14 protein-coding genes and 1 other RNA gene are annotated in these 13,800 nt (G+C 42.5%); 9 read left to right on the top strand and 6 right to left on the bottom strand.

Annotation, left to right across the window (positions count from 1 at the left end):
- Window positions 1-79: 79 nt before the first annotated feature.
- Window positions 80-1,480 (top strand): MBL fold metallo-hydrolase, encoded by a 1,401-nt coding sequence (locus tag FPZ43_RS01800; RefSeq protein ID WP_146380131.1) that lies wholly within the window; start codon window positions 80-82, stop codon window positions 1,478-1,480.
- Between the two features lie 211 nt (window positions 1,481-1,691).
- On the opposite strand, the gene FPZ43_RS01795 is transcribed toward FPZ43_RS01800, so the two are convergent.
- The 3 genes from FPZ43_RS01795 to dinB form a co-directional block, all read right to left on the bottom strand.
- Entirely contained in the window at window positions 1,692-2,420 is a 729-nt protein-coding gene (locus tag FPZ43_RS01795) for a (Fe-S)-binding protein (protein ID WP_146380130.1), read from the bottom strand.
- 9 nt (window positions 2,421-2,429) lie between these two features.
- A complete protein-coding gene (locus tag FPZ43_RS01790) occupies window positions 2,430-3,749 on the bottom strand; it encodes an MFS transporter (protein WP_146380129.1) in 1,320 nt (439 codons plus the stop codon).
- Window positions 3,750-3,838: 89 nt separating this feature from the next.
- On the bottom strand, window positions 3,839-5,023 hold the full coding sequence (gene dinB, locus FPZ43_RS01785) for a DNA polymerase IV (RefSeq protein ID WP_146380128.1): 1,185 nt from the start codon (window positions 5,021-5,023) through the stop codon (window positions 3,839-3,841).
- 76 nt (window positions 5,024-5,099) lie between these two features.
- On the opposite strand from dinB, the gene FPZ43_RS01780 reads away from it, so the two are divergent.
- On the top strand, window positions 5,100-5,696 hold the full coding sequence (locus FPZ43_RS01780; RefSeq protein WP_146380127.1) for a 2'-5' RNA ligase family protein: 597 nt from the start codon (window positions 5,100-5,102) through the stop codon (window positions 5,694-5,696).
- Here FPZ43_RS01780 and FPZ43_RS01775 read toward each other — a convergent pair.
- The 3 genes from FPZ43_RS01775 to FPZ43_RS01765 all read right to left on the bottom strand — a co-directional run bounded on the left by FPZ43_RS01775 (window position 5,688) and on the right by FPZ43_RS01765 (window position 7,488).
- Entirely contained in the window at window positions 5,688-6,653 is a 966-nt protein-coding gene (locus FPZ43_RS01775; RefSeq protein WP_146380126.1) for a YpdA family putative bacillithiol disulfide reductase, read from the bottom strand. The two genes, FPZ43_RS01780 and FPZ43_RS01775, sit on opposite strands and share 9 nt — an antisense overlap.
- Window positions 6,654-6,739: 86 nt before the next feature.
- Window positions 6,740-6,838, bottom strand: an RNA gene (ffs, locus tag FPZ43_RS01770) — signal recognition particle sRNA small type.
- A gap of 146 nt (window positions 6,839-6,984) precedes the next feature.
- Complete coding sequence (locus FPZ43_RS01765; protein ID WP_186461736.1) at window positions 6,985-7,488, bottom strand: 2'-5' RNA ligase family protein; 504 nt, start codon at window positions 7,486-7,488, stop codon at window positions 6,985-6,987.
- Between the two features lie 436 nt (window positions 7,489-7,924).
- Here FPZ43_RS01765 and FPZ43_RS01760 point away from each other — a divergent pair, with 436 nt between their 5' ends.
- The 7 genes from FPZ43_RS01760 (at window position 7,925) to FPZ43_RS01730 (ending at window position 13,800) form a co-directional block, all read left to right on the top strand.
- Complete coding sequence (locus tag FPZ43_RS01760; RefSeq protein ID WP_146380124.1) at window positions 7,925-8,578, top strand: GNAT family N-acetyltransferase; 654 nt, start codon at window positions 7,925-7,927, stop codon at window positions 8,576-8,578.
- Between the two features lie 121 nt (window positions 8,579-8,699).
- Window positions 8,700-9,893, top strand: coding sequence for an argininosuccinate synthase (gene argG / locus FPZ43_RS01755; RefSeq protein ID WP_146380123.1), 1,194 nt, complete (start codon window positions 8,700-8,702; stop codon window positions 9,891-9,893).
- Window positions 9,886-10,236, top strand: coding sequence for a cupin domain-containing protein (locus FPZ43_RS01750; protein WP_146380122.1), 351 nt, complete (start codon window positions 9,886-9,888; stop codon window positions 10,234-10,236). The genes argG and FPZ43_RS01750 overlap by 8 nt, the downstream gene beginning before the upstream one ends.
- The gene (argC, locus tag FPZ43_RS01745; protein ID WP_146380121.1) at window positions 10,217-11,230 is read left to right on the top strand and encodes an N-acetyl-gamma-glutamyl-phosphate reductase; all 1,014 of its coding nucleotides are present in this window, start codon (window positions 10,217-10,219) and stop codon (window positions 11,228-11,230) included. The genes FPZ43_RS01750 and argC overlap by 20 nt, the downstream gene beginning before the upstream one ends.
- A gap of 37 nt (window positions 11,231-11,267) precedes the next feature.
- Window positions 11,268-11,645: a four helix bundle protein gene (locus FPZ43_RS01740; protein ID WP_146380120.1), complete on the top strand. Its 378-nt coding sequence runs from the start codon at window positions 11,268-11,270 to the stop codon at window positions 11,643-11,645.
- Window positions 11,646-11,671: 26 nt separating this feature from the next.
- On the top strand, window positions 11,672-12,802 hold the full coding sequence (locus FPZ43_RS01735) for an aspartate aminotransferase family protein (RefSeq protein WP_146380119.1): 1,131 nt from the start codon (window positions 11,672-11,674) through the stop codon (window positions 12,800-12,802).
- A 47-nt stretch (window positions 12,803-12,849) separates the two neighbouring features.
- Entirely contained in the window at window positions 12,850-13,800 is a 951-nt protein-coding gene (locus FPZ43_RS01730) for a Rossmann-fold NAD(P)-binding domain-containing protein (protein WP_146380118.1), read from the top strand.

Genomic DNA, 13,800 nt, shown 5'->3' with positions numbered 1-13,800 from the left:
TTAACAAAATAGAAGCAGCAAACAGCTTTTATTTTACAACACAAGCCTGTTTTAAAGGCTTATACAGGTACGCAGATTAATGAAATTAACTATACACGGGGCTGCAAAGCAAGTAACAGGAAGCATGCATTTGCTGCAGGTAGGGCAATATAAAATACTGATAGACTGCGGACTGGATTATGAAAAAGACCATAACCTTCAGGTTAATGAAGATTTCGGTTTTCGTCCGGAAGAAATAGATGTTGTAATACTTACCCATGCCCATATCGATCATTCGGGCAACCTGCCTACACTTGTAAGGATGGGTTTTAACGGGCAAATTTTGTGCACCCCTCCTACGGCTGATCTTACCGAACTTTTGCTGATGGATTCGGTAAACATCTTCCTGCAAAAATCAGCGAAAGCAAATAACCACCGCCGTAGGCACAAGCATCAACGCAATAGCGGGCCACAGCCTTTGTATCTTCAAAAGCATGTAATGGATACGGTTGAGCGCTTTATTACCATCGGCTTTAACAAACCGTTCAAAATTACCGGCGATATCGAACTTACTTTTATTCCGGCTGGTCACCTGTTGGGCGCCGCTGCCGCGATACTAAAAATTAATGACGAAGGCACGGAGAAAACCATTGCCTTTACAGGAGATATAGGACGCCATAATTACCCGGTACTTAACGACCCGCAACCCTTGCCTCCGGTTGACTACATAGTGAGCGAAGCGACATACGGTGGCCGTTCACATACCAAACGCAAATCTGTTGAGGAAACAATGGCCGAGGTTATTGAGAAGGTTTGTATAAAAGAGCAAGGTAGGTTGATTATCCCAGCTTTCAGTATAGGGCGCACGCAATCGCTGGTGTTTACGTTAAATAAACTATTTAGCAGTGGCAAGCTGCAACCTGTTAAGGTATTTGTTGATAGCCCGATGGCAAGTATGGCAACCCAGATTTTTAGGAAACACCACAACCTGGTTAGCGCGGAAGCAAGAGACTTTTACAACAAGCAAGGCGACGAGTTTGAATTTGACAACCTTACCCATGTTGAAACCCTGAAAGATAGCCGCCAGGTATCAAACTACTTCGAGCCTTGTATAATCATTTCGTCGGCGGGGATGCTTGAGGGTGGCCGTATACAGGATCACCTGTTTTATAACATTCAAAATTATTATTGCACCATTCTATTTATAGGATATTGTGCCAAAGGCACACTTGGCCATCGTCTATTACGGGGCGACTCGATTGTACACATAAAAGACCGCGACCTTGCCGTTTACGCCACTATTAAGCAAACAGATGTTTTAAGCGCCCACGGCGATCATGAGGACCTGGTGGCAAACATCAAATCACAGGATGCAGATAAACTCAAGGGGATATATTTAGTGCATGGCGAAGCAGGCAGTATGCAAGCATTGGCTGATGCCTTAGAGCCGGAAGGGTACAAAGTTACGATACCTGAAAAGGGTGTGGCGTATGAGTTGTAAATAGTTTTCACCTTGTCACTCTGGTACGAAGAATCCCCTCTTAAACTTTTCTATCGAAAAATAGATGCTTCACTGCGTTTAGCATAACAAAGTACTTCCTTAACCCTAACTTGTCATTATGAGAAACGAAGAATCTATTTAGCAAGCTGTTCTAACGGCGAACAGACGCTTCATTGCATTCAGCGTAACAGGCGTGATTGGAAATATAGTATTACACGTTTCCCCAGCCATTAGCCAGCACATCGGCTATGTGCATGGTTTTTATAGGCAGGTTATTTTTATCAATATAGCCCTGTAGCTGTAACAGGCACGATGCATCTGTTGAGATGATATAGTCAGCGTTTACAGCCAAAGCATTATCAACCTTTTGCTGCGCCATTGCGCCCGATATGGCATCAAACTTTACCGAGAACGTACCGCCAAAACCGCAACAGGTTTCGCCGTCTTTAAGGTCGAGCAGTTCCAGGCCTAACACTTTGGACAATAGTTGGCGCGGTTCATTTTTTATATGGCATTCTCGCAAACCGCTGCAGCTATCGTGGTAAACTGCACGCCCATCAAGCTCGGCACCAAAATAATCTATCTGTAATATGTTAACCAGAAAGTCGCTTAATTCATAAATATTGCCTTGAATGTTACGGCACTTGTTGTGGGATGTTGTGTTGGTAAAAAGATCGTTGTAGTAATTACGCACCATACCTGTGCAGGATGCCGAGGGTGATACGATAACGCTGTCTTCACTAAAGTCACTCAGAAATTTAAGCCCTACCGTTTTGGCATCATCCCAAAAACCGGCGTTGAAGGCAGGCTGCCCGCAACAGGTTTGCTCGGGGTTGTAATTTACTGTACAACCAGCCTTTTCCAATACCTTAAGCGTGTTAAAAGCGGTTTCGGGATATAATTGATCTATAAAACAAGGTATAAAGAGCTCAACATTCATCAGCAGAAATTAAACGCCGCTAAAATCCGAATTTTTATTAACTTTCTTCTCGGTACTTAGCAGGTTAAATAATATAATTAAACCGATCACGAAAAACAGCGCCAACACCAACGTGGAGTTGCGCATGCTTCCGGTTATTTCTTCTATCAAACCAAAACTAAATAATCCGCCTACAATAGCAAGCTTTTCTGTTACATCGTAAAAGCTGAAAAACGACGCCGTGTCGGTAATATTTTGCGGCAGCAGCTTTGAGTAGGTTGAGCGCGACAGCGATTGTATCCCACCCATTACCAGGCCAACTACTACTGCAATTATATAAAACTGGTTTGCAGTGGTTGTGAAATATGCCGCTATGCAAATGCCTATCCACATAAATACTACAGCTATAAGCACGCGGGTGTTGCCATACCTGTCAGACAGCCGCGACATCAGCGTAGCGCCGCCAATGGCTACAATTTGTATAATGAGGATAATCTTAATTAAATCCTCAGTAGGCATTCTTAATTCTTTGGCGGCAAAGCTTGTAGCTACCAGCATAATGGTTTGTACCCCCATAGAATAGAAGAAGAATGCAGGCAAATAGCGTTTAAGTAATGGCATGGATTTTATTTTTGCCCATACCTTGCCCAACTCAATAAAACCACCCTTTATAATGTTATGGTTGTGCGATTGTGCATTGGGGCTGCCCTTGGGTAATATAGAAAACGGAATGATAGCGAAACCAATCCACCAGATGCCCACCATCAAAAAAGAAAGCTGCGATGCCGATCCCTTATTAAGGCCGAGCATTTCCGGCTTAAGGATAAATACAAAACAAATAACCTGTAACAGCACACTGCCTATATAGCCGTAAGTAAATCCTTTTGCGCTCACCTTGTCCTGCATATCAAGCGTTGCAATTTCGGGCAGGTAAGAATTATAAAATACGAAGCCTCCACTATAGCCAATAGCCGCGACGGCAAAACTGATAATGCCGGTTTCGATATGAGTAGCATCAAAAAAGAAAAGGCTGCAGCAAGCAAGGGAACCAATCAGCGTAAAAAACTGCATGAAAACCTTTTTATTTCCCCTGTAGTCGGCAATGGAACTCAGTATGGGTAACAATAGTACCATAACAAGATAGGCAACCGCCAGCGAATAATCTTGCAGAGCAGTGTTTACAAAGCTAAAACCAAAAAAGTTTACGCGGTTACCATTTTGCGCGTTTGCAGTTATGGCCACATAATAGGCCGGAAATACTGTCGTGGTTATAACCAGGTTATAGGCCGAGTTTGCCCAATCGAACATGGCCCAGGCGCGTATGGTTTTCTTGTCGTTTTCTGCTTGCATTACACACTAAAAGTATGCATTTTTTATAAAATGCAATATTAGCCTCACACAAACACTTTTAGTTTACATGCACTACAACAGTACGTGCATCATGACTTTAAAAACGGGTTGAATGTGCGTGCACCAATTTCCATCCCGGCGGCACGGCAAACCGTTTTGTTGCCAAATTTAAAATTTATGTTATCCATTGCCTGATAAAGGCGTATCCGTTCTTCGTTATCTTCAAACAGGTTGATCTGGTAACTGCCGGTACAAAGGTCGCTCAGCTTTACACCTATTAATCTTATTGGCCTGTGTTGGTTCCAGGCCTGTTTAAGCAAATTTTTAATACCCGGTATGAGGATATGCTCAGCCGCTGTGAGCGCGATTTTTTGCTGCTGCGTATGTGTCTCAAAGTTCGCATACCTTATTTTAATGGCCAGGCATGATGATACCTTGTTTTCCTGTCGCAGTTTTGCGGCAAGTTCCTCAGTCATGGCTACCAATATATTTTCGAGTGTCCGCCTGTCGTTCACGTTTGTATCAAAGGTATGTTCTGTCGAGATGGATTTACGGTCGCCATGGGGAATGATTTCAGTGTGGTCGATCCCATGGGCCGTTTCGTGTATAAACACGCCCATTTTACCGAAAACTGTTTCAAGAAAGCGGATATCCACACGTTGCAGATCGCCAATCTTTTCAATGCCATATTGATAAAGTTTTTGGCAGGTATTTTTACCCAGCCCTGGAATTTTACCTATGGGCAAGGGTGCCAAAAACTCACGTTCCTTACCAGGCATTACACGAAGCTGCCCGTTTGGCTTAGACTGGTTGGTAGCCATCTTGGCAACTGTTTTACAGCTGGCCATACCGAACGATATCGGGAGCCCGGTCTCCCTTATCACCCGTTGTCTCAATTCCGTCGCGACTTTGTAAGGATCATAGAAACGTTCCATTCCGCTCAGGTCGATATAAAATTCATCTACAGACGACTTTTGATATAACGGTACTGATTGATGGATAATTTCTGTTACCTCGCGTGACGCTTCGGAGTAACGGCCGTGCGTGCCCCGGATTACTATAGCATGTGGGCAAAGCTTAAGTGCTTGCCGGGTAGGCATTGCCGAATGTACACCAAATGCTCTTGCTTCGTAACTACAAGATGCAACCACACCCCTATCTGCCGAGCCACCTATAATAACCGGCTTACCAATAAGCGATGGATTGAATTTTCTTTCCACCGAAACAAAAAAAGAATCGAGGTCAATGTGCACAATATGCCTTGGCGAATCCATAAACAAATATCAAATTTTATTTGATTAATTGCTAATTATTTTAGCATTTTTGAAGTCTTAAACATCAAGCTATCCTATGACTTTTTACAACGACTATCTGGTATTATTATCACCACCAACAGCTATCAAAAATGAAATTGACCGCTATAAGCGCGCCACCGCAAGATTAATTGGCGATTACAAAAGCAGGTATTCCCCAGCGCACATATCTGTGGATACGATGCCAAGGCAAAAGCCGTTTTATATAGAACCAGTAATTGATCGACTTGAATACAAGATAGCCAGGATGCCGCCTGTTTTACTTCACTTAGATGGCTTTGCATTTTTTGAGCACCTGCATGGTAAAATGACGGTATATGCTTCTTTAAAGAACACGCCGTCGACCGATAGCTGGTTTACCTTGCTGGCCAAAGAATTGGGCATCAAAAAAGCCTTTACGCCGCACATTACTATTGCGCGGGATATAACCGGCGAACAGTTTAATTTGCTTTGGCCGGTAATACGTCATAAAAAGTTAGCAGAACCATTCTGGATAAACGAACTGACAATTTGCAAGCGTGACACATTTAGTGGCCCGCGCACCTGGCAGCACTTTAAGAGATATGCTTTTAAAAACGATATGACTTTAGGGCCAGCTGTAAATAGCGGACAACCGCAGACGGATTTATTCTGAAATTGACTTAGCAGCAATATCATTTATGATCATCTCCGCATGGATGCGCGAGTTTTCTATAAACCACAAATGTGTATCTAAGCCCCCCACTACCACTCCGGCAAGATATAGGCCCGGCACATTGGTCTCCATGGTTTCCGGGTTGTATTGCGGTATATATTTATCGGCGGTAAGATTAATGCCCAGCTTGGCCAAAAACTTAAAGTTGGGTTTGTAACCTGTCATGGCCATCACAAAGTCGTTGGGTATGGTTACTACACCTTCGGGCGTATCAATGTCGGCCTCGTGCTCACGTATTTCCTTCAGGTTACTGTTAAAGTAGGCTTTAATGCTCCCCTCCTTGATCCTGTTTAATATATCCGGGCGCACCCAGTATTTAACACGCTGGCTTATTTCATTTCCACGTACAATTAATGATACATTGGCGCCTTTGCGAAAAGTCTCTAAAGCAACGTCTATAGCGGAGTTACTGCTACCCACCACAATAACATTTTGCATGGCATAGTAATGCGGGTCTTTGTAGTAATGTTTCACTTTTGGCAGATCCTCACCCGGAATGTCCAGGTTTACTGCAATATCATAAAAGCCGGTACTTAAAATCACTTTTTTTGCTTCGTAAGTCTTTTTAGATGACTTGATAAGATATCCGCCATCAATTGCACTTACAGCTAGCACCTCCTCAAATAAACGTATTGGTAATTTATTGTCAAGCGCTACCCGGCGGTAATATTCCAAAGCTTCATTACGGTTTGGCTGTTTGTTTACGCTTACAAACGGAACGCCGCCAATTTCCAACCGCTCGCTGGTGGAAAAGAAGATCATCGTTGATGGGTAGTTGTAAAGCGAGTTTACAAGGCAACCTTTCTCCACTATCTCAAAAGTGAAACCGGCCTTTTTAGCCGCCAAACCACAAGCCAGACCAATAGGGCCCGCACCAATTATTAAAATATCGAGCATAGTATGGCGAATATAGTGACCGATGATGGATATCGTGAAGGTTAAATGTCAAATTTCGTGGACGACTCAAAATTTTGAGCATAAAAAATGGGTAAGCTACTTTTATCGCGCCGCTCAACTCTCTACCCTTGCTGCGTTCCCACCCTGGGGGAGTTCAAGAGGAGCTGGCCGTAAAAGACTTACCCGCCGCAAATATAGAAAAATGATGTGCTCGCGGTTAACAAAATGTTAAAATAGCGCATAGTACCATGTTCAGTCCTGTAAATGAGGCGAATATTTTTTGCTCCCCTACCATTTTCCTCAGATTTTTTGAGCAGAAAACTGGATTTCGTTACTCAGAAAAATCAAATTGCTGCTTAAATTGCCACGGACCGGCCAAGTACTCCCATAGAGTAAATCCCGTACCTTGTATTGAAAAGGGTTTAAAATCAGCATTAAGTTCGGCTAATAATTCCTGCGCAACTTTGGGCTGCACCTTATTTTGAATAGTTACATGTGGCCAGAGCTTATTTTTATCTTGAGGTATAATAAAAACACTCCAGCGCTTTTGCAGGTCTTTATGGATTTGCTGCAGTTCATCACTCTCTATCTTAAATGCAACGCCATTGCCTATGCTTTTTATAGCTGTTGCTTCCAGAGTCAAGATACCTGTTTTGGAAGCTAAACTTTGTATGTCATTTACAACGCTACTATCGTTAGCAGGTAATTGATGAAAAAGCATCAGGTGAGCGTCTAAAACGTTGCGTTCGGCAGGGAAATATTTTTTTCTAAGATCATTAAAGTAAATCTGTGCCTCAGCGTTGAGCGTAAGCGTTAGTAATAAAGGATTTGACATATACATTTAACCATTATTTGCACGCCCTGTTTTGCAACTTACTCATTCAATAAAACTGCGCTTGTTACGGTATTATTTCTGCATTGTAATGTTTTAGTTGTTCATTCAAAATATCACACTTTTTTCTTGCATAAATAAAATTTAATATAAACTTTTGCAGCAAGATTAAAAGCATACACTTTTACACTAAAAATGAAAAAACAAAGCATATATAAGTTAAGCATCAGGGCTATTTTTGCCCCGGTTGCCGCTGCTTTAGTTTCTTTCTTTTTATCATTCCCACCAAGCCGACGAAGGGTGTTCATCCCACGGGTTTGAATTAGCACATTCTAACTAATCCAAACAAAGAAGCTTTATTAAACTTCTTAAACCAAAGTCTCTCTAATTATCATGGCCTTTAAAAGCCTATAATTTACCGGTAATTTTTTCTATTATAATGACCATACATGATTTTGACATACAGGTAGCTACTGCACAACATGCAGATTTTGCTCCTATGATCTGCGATGAAATGGCAGAGTCGGCCAAAGCGCGGGGCACAGGTATTGCGCAGCGTTCGCCGGAGTATGTTGCAAATAAAATGCTGGAAGGCAAAGCGGTTATTGCTTTGCACAAGGACGGCACCTGGGCGGGCTTTTGCTACATCGAAACATGGAGCCACGGCGATTTCGTTGCTAACTCGGGCCTCATTGTAAACCCAATATACCGTAAAGCCGGTTTGGCCAAAGCCATAAAGCATAAAATATTTGAGTTGTCGCGTAAAAAATATCCAAACTCCAAAATATTTGGCCTGACTACAGGTTTGGCAGTTATGAAAATCAACTCAGAAATAGGTTACGAACCTGTTACCTATTCTGAACTTACGCAGGATGAAGACTTTTGGAAAGGTTGCCGCAGCTGCGTAAACTACGACATACTGATGAGTAAGAACCGCAAAAACTGCATGTGCACAGCCATGTTGTTCGACCCGGCCGAAATACAGAAGCAGTACGAAGAAAAAATGAAAAAAATCACCCATAAGGCTACCCTGCTTGAACGTATCGAGAACGCCATAAAACGCAGGATAGAGAAAATGGTGGCAATGAACTGAATACTTAAGTGCTGAAAGCTTAAAGCTCGTATAAAACCGATAAGAAATATAGCGATGCAATTTGCTTCGTTACACATAAATCGTGACGACTAAATATTAGTCTTCACAAACCAGATCAACAATGAAGAAAAAAGTAGTATTGGCATACAGCGGTGGTTTAGATACCTCTTTTTGCTGTATTTATTTAACTCGCGACCTTGGTTATGAGGTGCATTCGGTAATTGTGAACACCGGTGGTTTCAGCGAAGAGGAATTAAAAAGCGTTGAAGAGCGTGCTTACCAAATGGGTGTAACATCTCACCACGTGGTAGACGAAACCGAAAACTTTTACAATACCTGCGTGCGTTTCCTTATTTACGGCAACGTTTTAAAGAACAATACTTACCCACTATCTGTGAGTGCCGAACGTGTTAGCCAGGCTACAGCTATTGCAAATTACGCTAAGGAGATTGGTGCCGAAGCGGTTGCCCATGGCAGCACAGGTGCAGGTAACGACCAGGTGCGTTTTGATATGATCTTTAACATATTGGTGCCAAACGTACAAATCATCACGCCTATCCGCGATCTTAAACTCAGCCGCGAAGAAGAAATTGAATACCTGAAAAAACACGGCGTTGAGATGAACTTCGAGAAAGCGAAGTACTCTATCAACAAGGGCATTTGGGGTACATCTGTGGGCGGCAAGGAAACACTTACATCAAATTTAGGATTGCCTGAAGATGCATGGCCTACGCAGATTACCGAAAGCGCAACTAAAAACATCGAACTTACTTTTGATAAAGGCGCATTAGTGGCCATTGATGGGACTACATACGGCCATCCGACAAAAGCTATACAGGCCCTACAAGCTATTGCCCAGCCTTATGGCATTGGCCGTGATATCCACGTTGGCGATACCATTATTGGCATCAAGGGACGCGTAGGTTTCGAAGCTGCAGCACCTATGGTGATTATAAAAGCACACCACACGCTCGAAAAACACGTGCTAACTAAATGGCAGCTTTCATGGAAAGATCAACTGTCATCTTTTTACGGCAACTGGTTGCATGAAGGTCAGTTTCACGACCCTATTATGCGCAATATTGAGGCCTTCCTTGATGATACGCAAAAGAATGTTAGTGGAAAGGTATTCATTGAGCTTAATCCATACCGCTTCCAGGTAGTGGGTATCGAATCTGACCATGATTTGATGTCGAACAAATTTGGTAGCTACGGCGAAATGAACAACGCCTGGAGCGGCGAAGACGTTAAAGGCTTCAGCAAGATATTTGGCAATCAGGTAATGATTTACCATAAGGTTAACGGGAATGACTAATGTTGTTTTCTCGAAAGGTGAATGCCTTGAGCACTATAATTGGGGCGACGGCTGCCATGGATGGACATTTGTTGACACAGATGCGCTATCTGTTAAGCAGGAACTGATGCCGCCAGATACTGCCGAGGCTTTGCATTTTCATGAAAAAGCGACGCAGCTATTCTTTATACTAAAGGGCAAGGCAATTTTCACTATCGACGGACAGGAGACTACTTTAAAGCCTGAGCAGGGCGTCCAGATAAATCCCGGTCAAAAGCATTTTATTGCTAACCGTGATCAAGCCGACCTCGAGTTTATTTTGTATTCATACCCATCTACCAAAAATGACAGAATCAACCTTTAAAATAAAAGTTGGCGTTGTAGGCGGTGCCGGCTACACCGGTGGCGAGTTGCTGCGCATATTGGTTAATCACCCAAATGTGGAGATTGCCTTTGTACACAGTAATAGCAACGCTGGTAAACACATTTACGAAGTACATACAGATCTTTTTGGTGATACCGATCTGCGTTTTGCATCTGAACTGTCACACCATATCGACGTGCTGTTTTTATGCGTGGGGCATGGTGACGCCAAAAAGTTTTTAGATACTAATCCTATTCCGGATCATATTAAAATAATTGATTTGAGCCAGGATTTCCGCCTGAGTCAAAACGCAACTTTAAAAAGCAAACAGTTTGTATACGGGTTACCTGAGCTTAACCGCGATGCTATAAAAACTGCAAACAACATTGCCAACCCCGGTTGTTTTGCTACCTGCCTGCAATTGGGTTTATTGCCACTTGCAAGCAAGGGCCAGTTAAAAAATGAGGTGCACATTACAGCAACTACCGGTTCAACCGGTGCGGGGCAAAGCCTGTCGCCTACATCACACTTTACATGGCGCAACGATAACCTATCTGTTTACAAGGTATTTAATCACCAGCATCTAAACGAAATAGGCCAATCGCTTAACCAGGCGGCTGCCGCTTTCACGCCGCCTTCAAGTGGCTGGGGAGCTTTAAACTTTGTACCGTATCGCGGTGACTTTACACGTGGCATAATAGCGTCAATGTATACAGAAACCGATCTTGCAGAAGCGGAAATTTTAAAGCTGTACCAAGATTATTACGAAGGACACCCTTTTACGCATGTTACGCACAGAGACATTGATTTAAAGCAAATTGTGAATACCAATAAATGCTTTATACAGGTTAAAAAGCATGGCAATAAAGTTTTCATTATCAGCATAATGGATAATCTACTTAAAGGTGCCAGCGGGCAGGCCGTACAAAACATGAATTTGATGTTCAATCTTGATGAGCGCGCTGGACTACGACTTAAGGGAGTGGCTTTTTAGGAAGTTAAGAGTGAAAAGTTGAAAGTTTAAAGTAGAAATGCAGGATTATAAAGAATTGATAGTATGGCAAAAATCTCATGAGCTTGTTTTATCAATTTATGAGTTACTCAGAAATTTTCCTAAAGACGAAACTTTCAATTTGATAAGCCAGTTAAAAAGAGCTTCAACCTCAATTCCAACTAATATTGCAGAGGGTGCAGGCAGATTTACTCAAAAGGATTTCGCAAGCTATTTACAAGTCGCGTTAGGTTCATCACATGAAGTTGAGTATTTAATTCTACTATCAAAAGATTTAGGATTTTTAAGTACTGAAAACAATAACATTTATTCACAACACATCAATGAGATAAAAGCGATGTTAATTTCATTGATAAAAAAAGTAAGAACTTTAAATGATGCGATTTGCGACTTTTAACGTACTACTTTAAAATTTGCACTTTTATGAAACTATTCGACGTATATCCAATCAATCCAATCAATATCGTTAAAGGTGTTGGCAGCCTTGTTTTTGATTACAAAGGCACCGAGTATCTCGATCTTTATGGCGGCCACGCAGTTATATCAATCGGTCACACGCACCCGCATTATGTAAAGCGTTTGGAAGATCAACTGCACCAGATTGGGTTTTACTCAAACTCAATAGAAATACCGTTGCAAACCCAACTCGCCGAAAAATTAGGTCACGTATCTGGCAAAGAGGATTTTCAACTTTTCTTATGTAATTCGGGAGCAGAAGCCAATGAGAATGCCCTTAAACTGGCCTCTTTTTATAATGGTAAAAAGAAAGTAATTGCGTTTAAAAATGCGTTTCACGGTCGTACTTCGTTAGCTGTTGCGGTAACAGATAACCCTAAAATAGTTGCGCCGATTAACGAAACCAATAACGTCATCTTCCTGCCCTGGAATGATGAAACGGCTTTGGAAAAAGCATTTAAAGATAACGAGATCTCATCGGTAATAATTGAAGGTATACAGGGCGTGGGCGGGATACAGGTGGCCCCTATCCCATTCCTGCAAAAGATTCGTTCATTATGCGACGAGCATAACGCGGTATTTATTGCAGATAGTGTACAGTGCGGTTATGGGCGTACAGGTAAGTTCTTCTCGCATGATTTTGCCGGCGTCGATGCTGATATTTATTCTATGGCTAAAGGGATGGGCAACGGTTTCCCTATTGGCGGTATTATTATTTCTCCTAAAATTGCTCCGGCCTATGGCATGTTGGGCACCACTTTTGGCGGCAACCACTTGGCCTGCGCTGCCAGTTTAGCTGTGCTTGAGGTTATTGAACAGGAAAATCTTTTAGAGAATGCTGCCGAAATTGGCGGATACCTGATTGACGAACTTAAAAAGTTTGATAAAATCACAGAAGTTCGCGGTCGTGGTTTAATGATCGGTATAGATTTACCTGCCGAATTAAGCAATACAAAGAAAGATTTGTTATTTAAACATAAAATATTCACCGGCGAAGCTAAACCAAACGTTGTAAGGCTTTTACCGGCCCTTAACCTAACAAGAGCACACGCCGACAGATTTTTGGAGGCCTTTTCTACCACACTAAATAATTCGTAATTAAATATTGCCAACGGCCAGATGGCTAATGGATGAATACAAAGCTTATGAAACTTTTTTCTTCTGTAAATGATGTTCAGGATGTGAATGCACTGGTGGCTGAGGCAATTAAGCTAAAGCAGGATCCATTTGCTTTTCAGCATTTAGGTAAAAATAAAATCATTAGCCTGGTTTTTATGAACCCGAGCCTGCGCACCCGCATGAGCACGCAAAAAGCGGCTTTAAACTTAGGCATGAATGCCTTGGTGCTGAACATTGATAAAGAAGGTTGGGCTTTAGAGCTGCGAGACAATGTGATTATGAACGGCACTACCGTTGAACACATTCGCGAAGCTGCCGCAGTTATGGGCGAATACTCGGATATTATCGGCCTTCGCTCCTTCCCGGGTTTAAAGGATCGTGAAGAGGATTACAGCGAAGCGATATTTAATAAGTTTGTTGAGTTTTGCAAGGTGCCTGTAGTGAGCCTTGAATCGGCCACACGCCACCCGCTGCAAAGCCTTGCCGATTTGGTTACCATTACCGAATTGAAGAAAAAAGAACGCCCCAAAGTCGTTTTAACCTGGGCACCCCACATCAAGCCACTGCCGCAAGCCGTACCTAATTCATTTGCCGAATGGATGTGCAAAGCCGACGTGGATTTTGTGATAACGCACCCGGATGGTTATGCTTTGTCTGAAGAGTTTACCAGTGGTGCAACTATTACCACTAACCAGGACGAAGCACTTAAAGATGCCGACTTTGTATATGTTAAAAACTGGTCAGCTTATGAGCCTTATGGTGCTATAAGCAATGGTAACGAAGATTGGATGCTTACAAACGCCAAACTGGATGCCATTGCGCCAGAAGCAAAGGTGATGCATTGTTTGCCGGTAAGGCGCGATCTGGAGTTGTCTTCAGAAATACTGGACGGACCAAAATCTATTGTAGTACACGAAGCGGGCAACCGTGTTTGGGCTGCACAAGCAGTACTTAAGCAGATGTTAGAAGCATTGTAA

The organism is Mucilaginibacter pallidiroseus (assembly GCF_007846085.1).
GTDB classification, from domain to species: Bacteria; Bacteroidota; Bacteroidia; order Sphingobacteriales; family Sphingobacteriaceae; genus Mucilaginibacter; species Mucilaginibacter pallidiroseus.
The sequence above is the reverse complement of the archived record's forward strand: the minus strand, read 5'-3'. Positions and strand labels throughout refer to the sequence as shown.

Coding starts and splice junctions, on each gene's coding strand:
- FPZ43_RS01800 (WP_146380131.1), top strand. CDS start 80: ATGAAATTAACTATACACGGGGCTGCAAAGCAAGTAACAGGAAGCATG.
- FPZ43_RS01795 (WP_146380130.1), bottom strand. CDS start 2,420: ATGAATGTTGAGCTCTTTATACCTTGTTTTATAGATCAATTATATCCC.
- FPZ43_RS01760 (WP_146380124.1), top strand. CDS start 7,925: ATGACCATACATGATTTTGACATACAGGTAGCTACTGCACAACATGCA.
- dinB (WP_146380128.1), bottom strand. CDS start 5,023: ATGGATTCGCCAAGGCATATTGTGCACATTGACCTCGATTCTTTTTTT.
- FPZ43_RS01735 (WP_146380119.1), top strand. CDS start 11,672: ATGAAACTATTCGACGTATATCCAATCAATCCAATCAATATCGTTAAA.
- argC (WP_146380121.1), top strand. CDS start 10,217: ATGACAGAATCAACCTTTAAAATAAAAGTTGGCGTTGTAGGCGGTGCC.
- FPZ43_RS01730 (WP_146380118.1), top strand. CDS start 12,850: ATGAAACTTTTTTCTTCTGTAAATGATGTTCAGGATGTGAATGCACTG.
- FPZ43_RS01740 (WP_146380120.1), top strand. CDS start 11,268: ATGCAGGATTATAAAGAATTGATAGTATGGCAAAAATCTCATGAGCTT.
- FPZ43_RS01765 (WP_186461736.1), bottom strand. CDS start 7,488: ATGTCAAATCCTTTATTACTAACGCTTACGCTCAACGCTGAGGCACAG.
- FPZ43_RS01750 (WP_146380122.1), top strand. CDS start 9,886: ATGACTAATGTTGTTTTCTCGAAAGGTGAATGCCTTGAGCACTATAAT.
- FPZ43_RS01780 (WP_146380127.1), top strand. CDS start 5,100: ATGACTTTTTACAACGACTATCTGGTATTATTATCACCACCAACAGCT.
- argG (WP_146380123.1), top strand. CDS start 8,700: ATGAAGAAAAAAGTAGTATTGGCATACAGCGGTGGTTTAGATACCTCT.
- FPZ43_RS01775 (WP_146380126.1), bottom strand. CDS start 6,653: ATGCTCGATATTTTAATAATTGGTGCGGGCCCTATTGGTCTGGCTTGT.
- FPZ43_RS01790 (WP_146380129.1), bottom strand. CDS start 3,749: ATGCAAGCAGAAAACGACAAGAAAACCATACGCGCCTGGGCCATGTTC.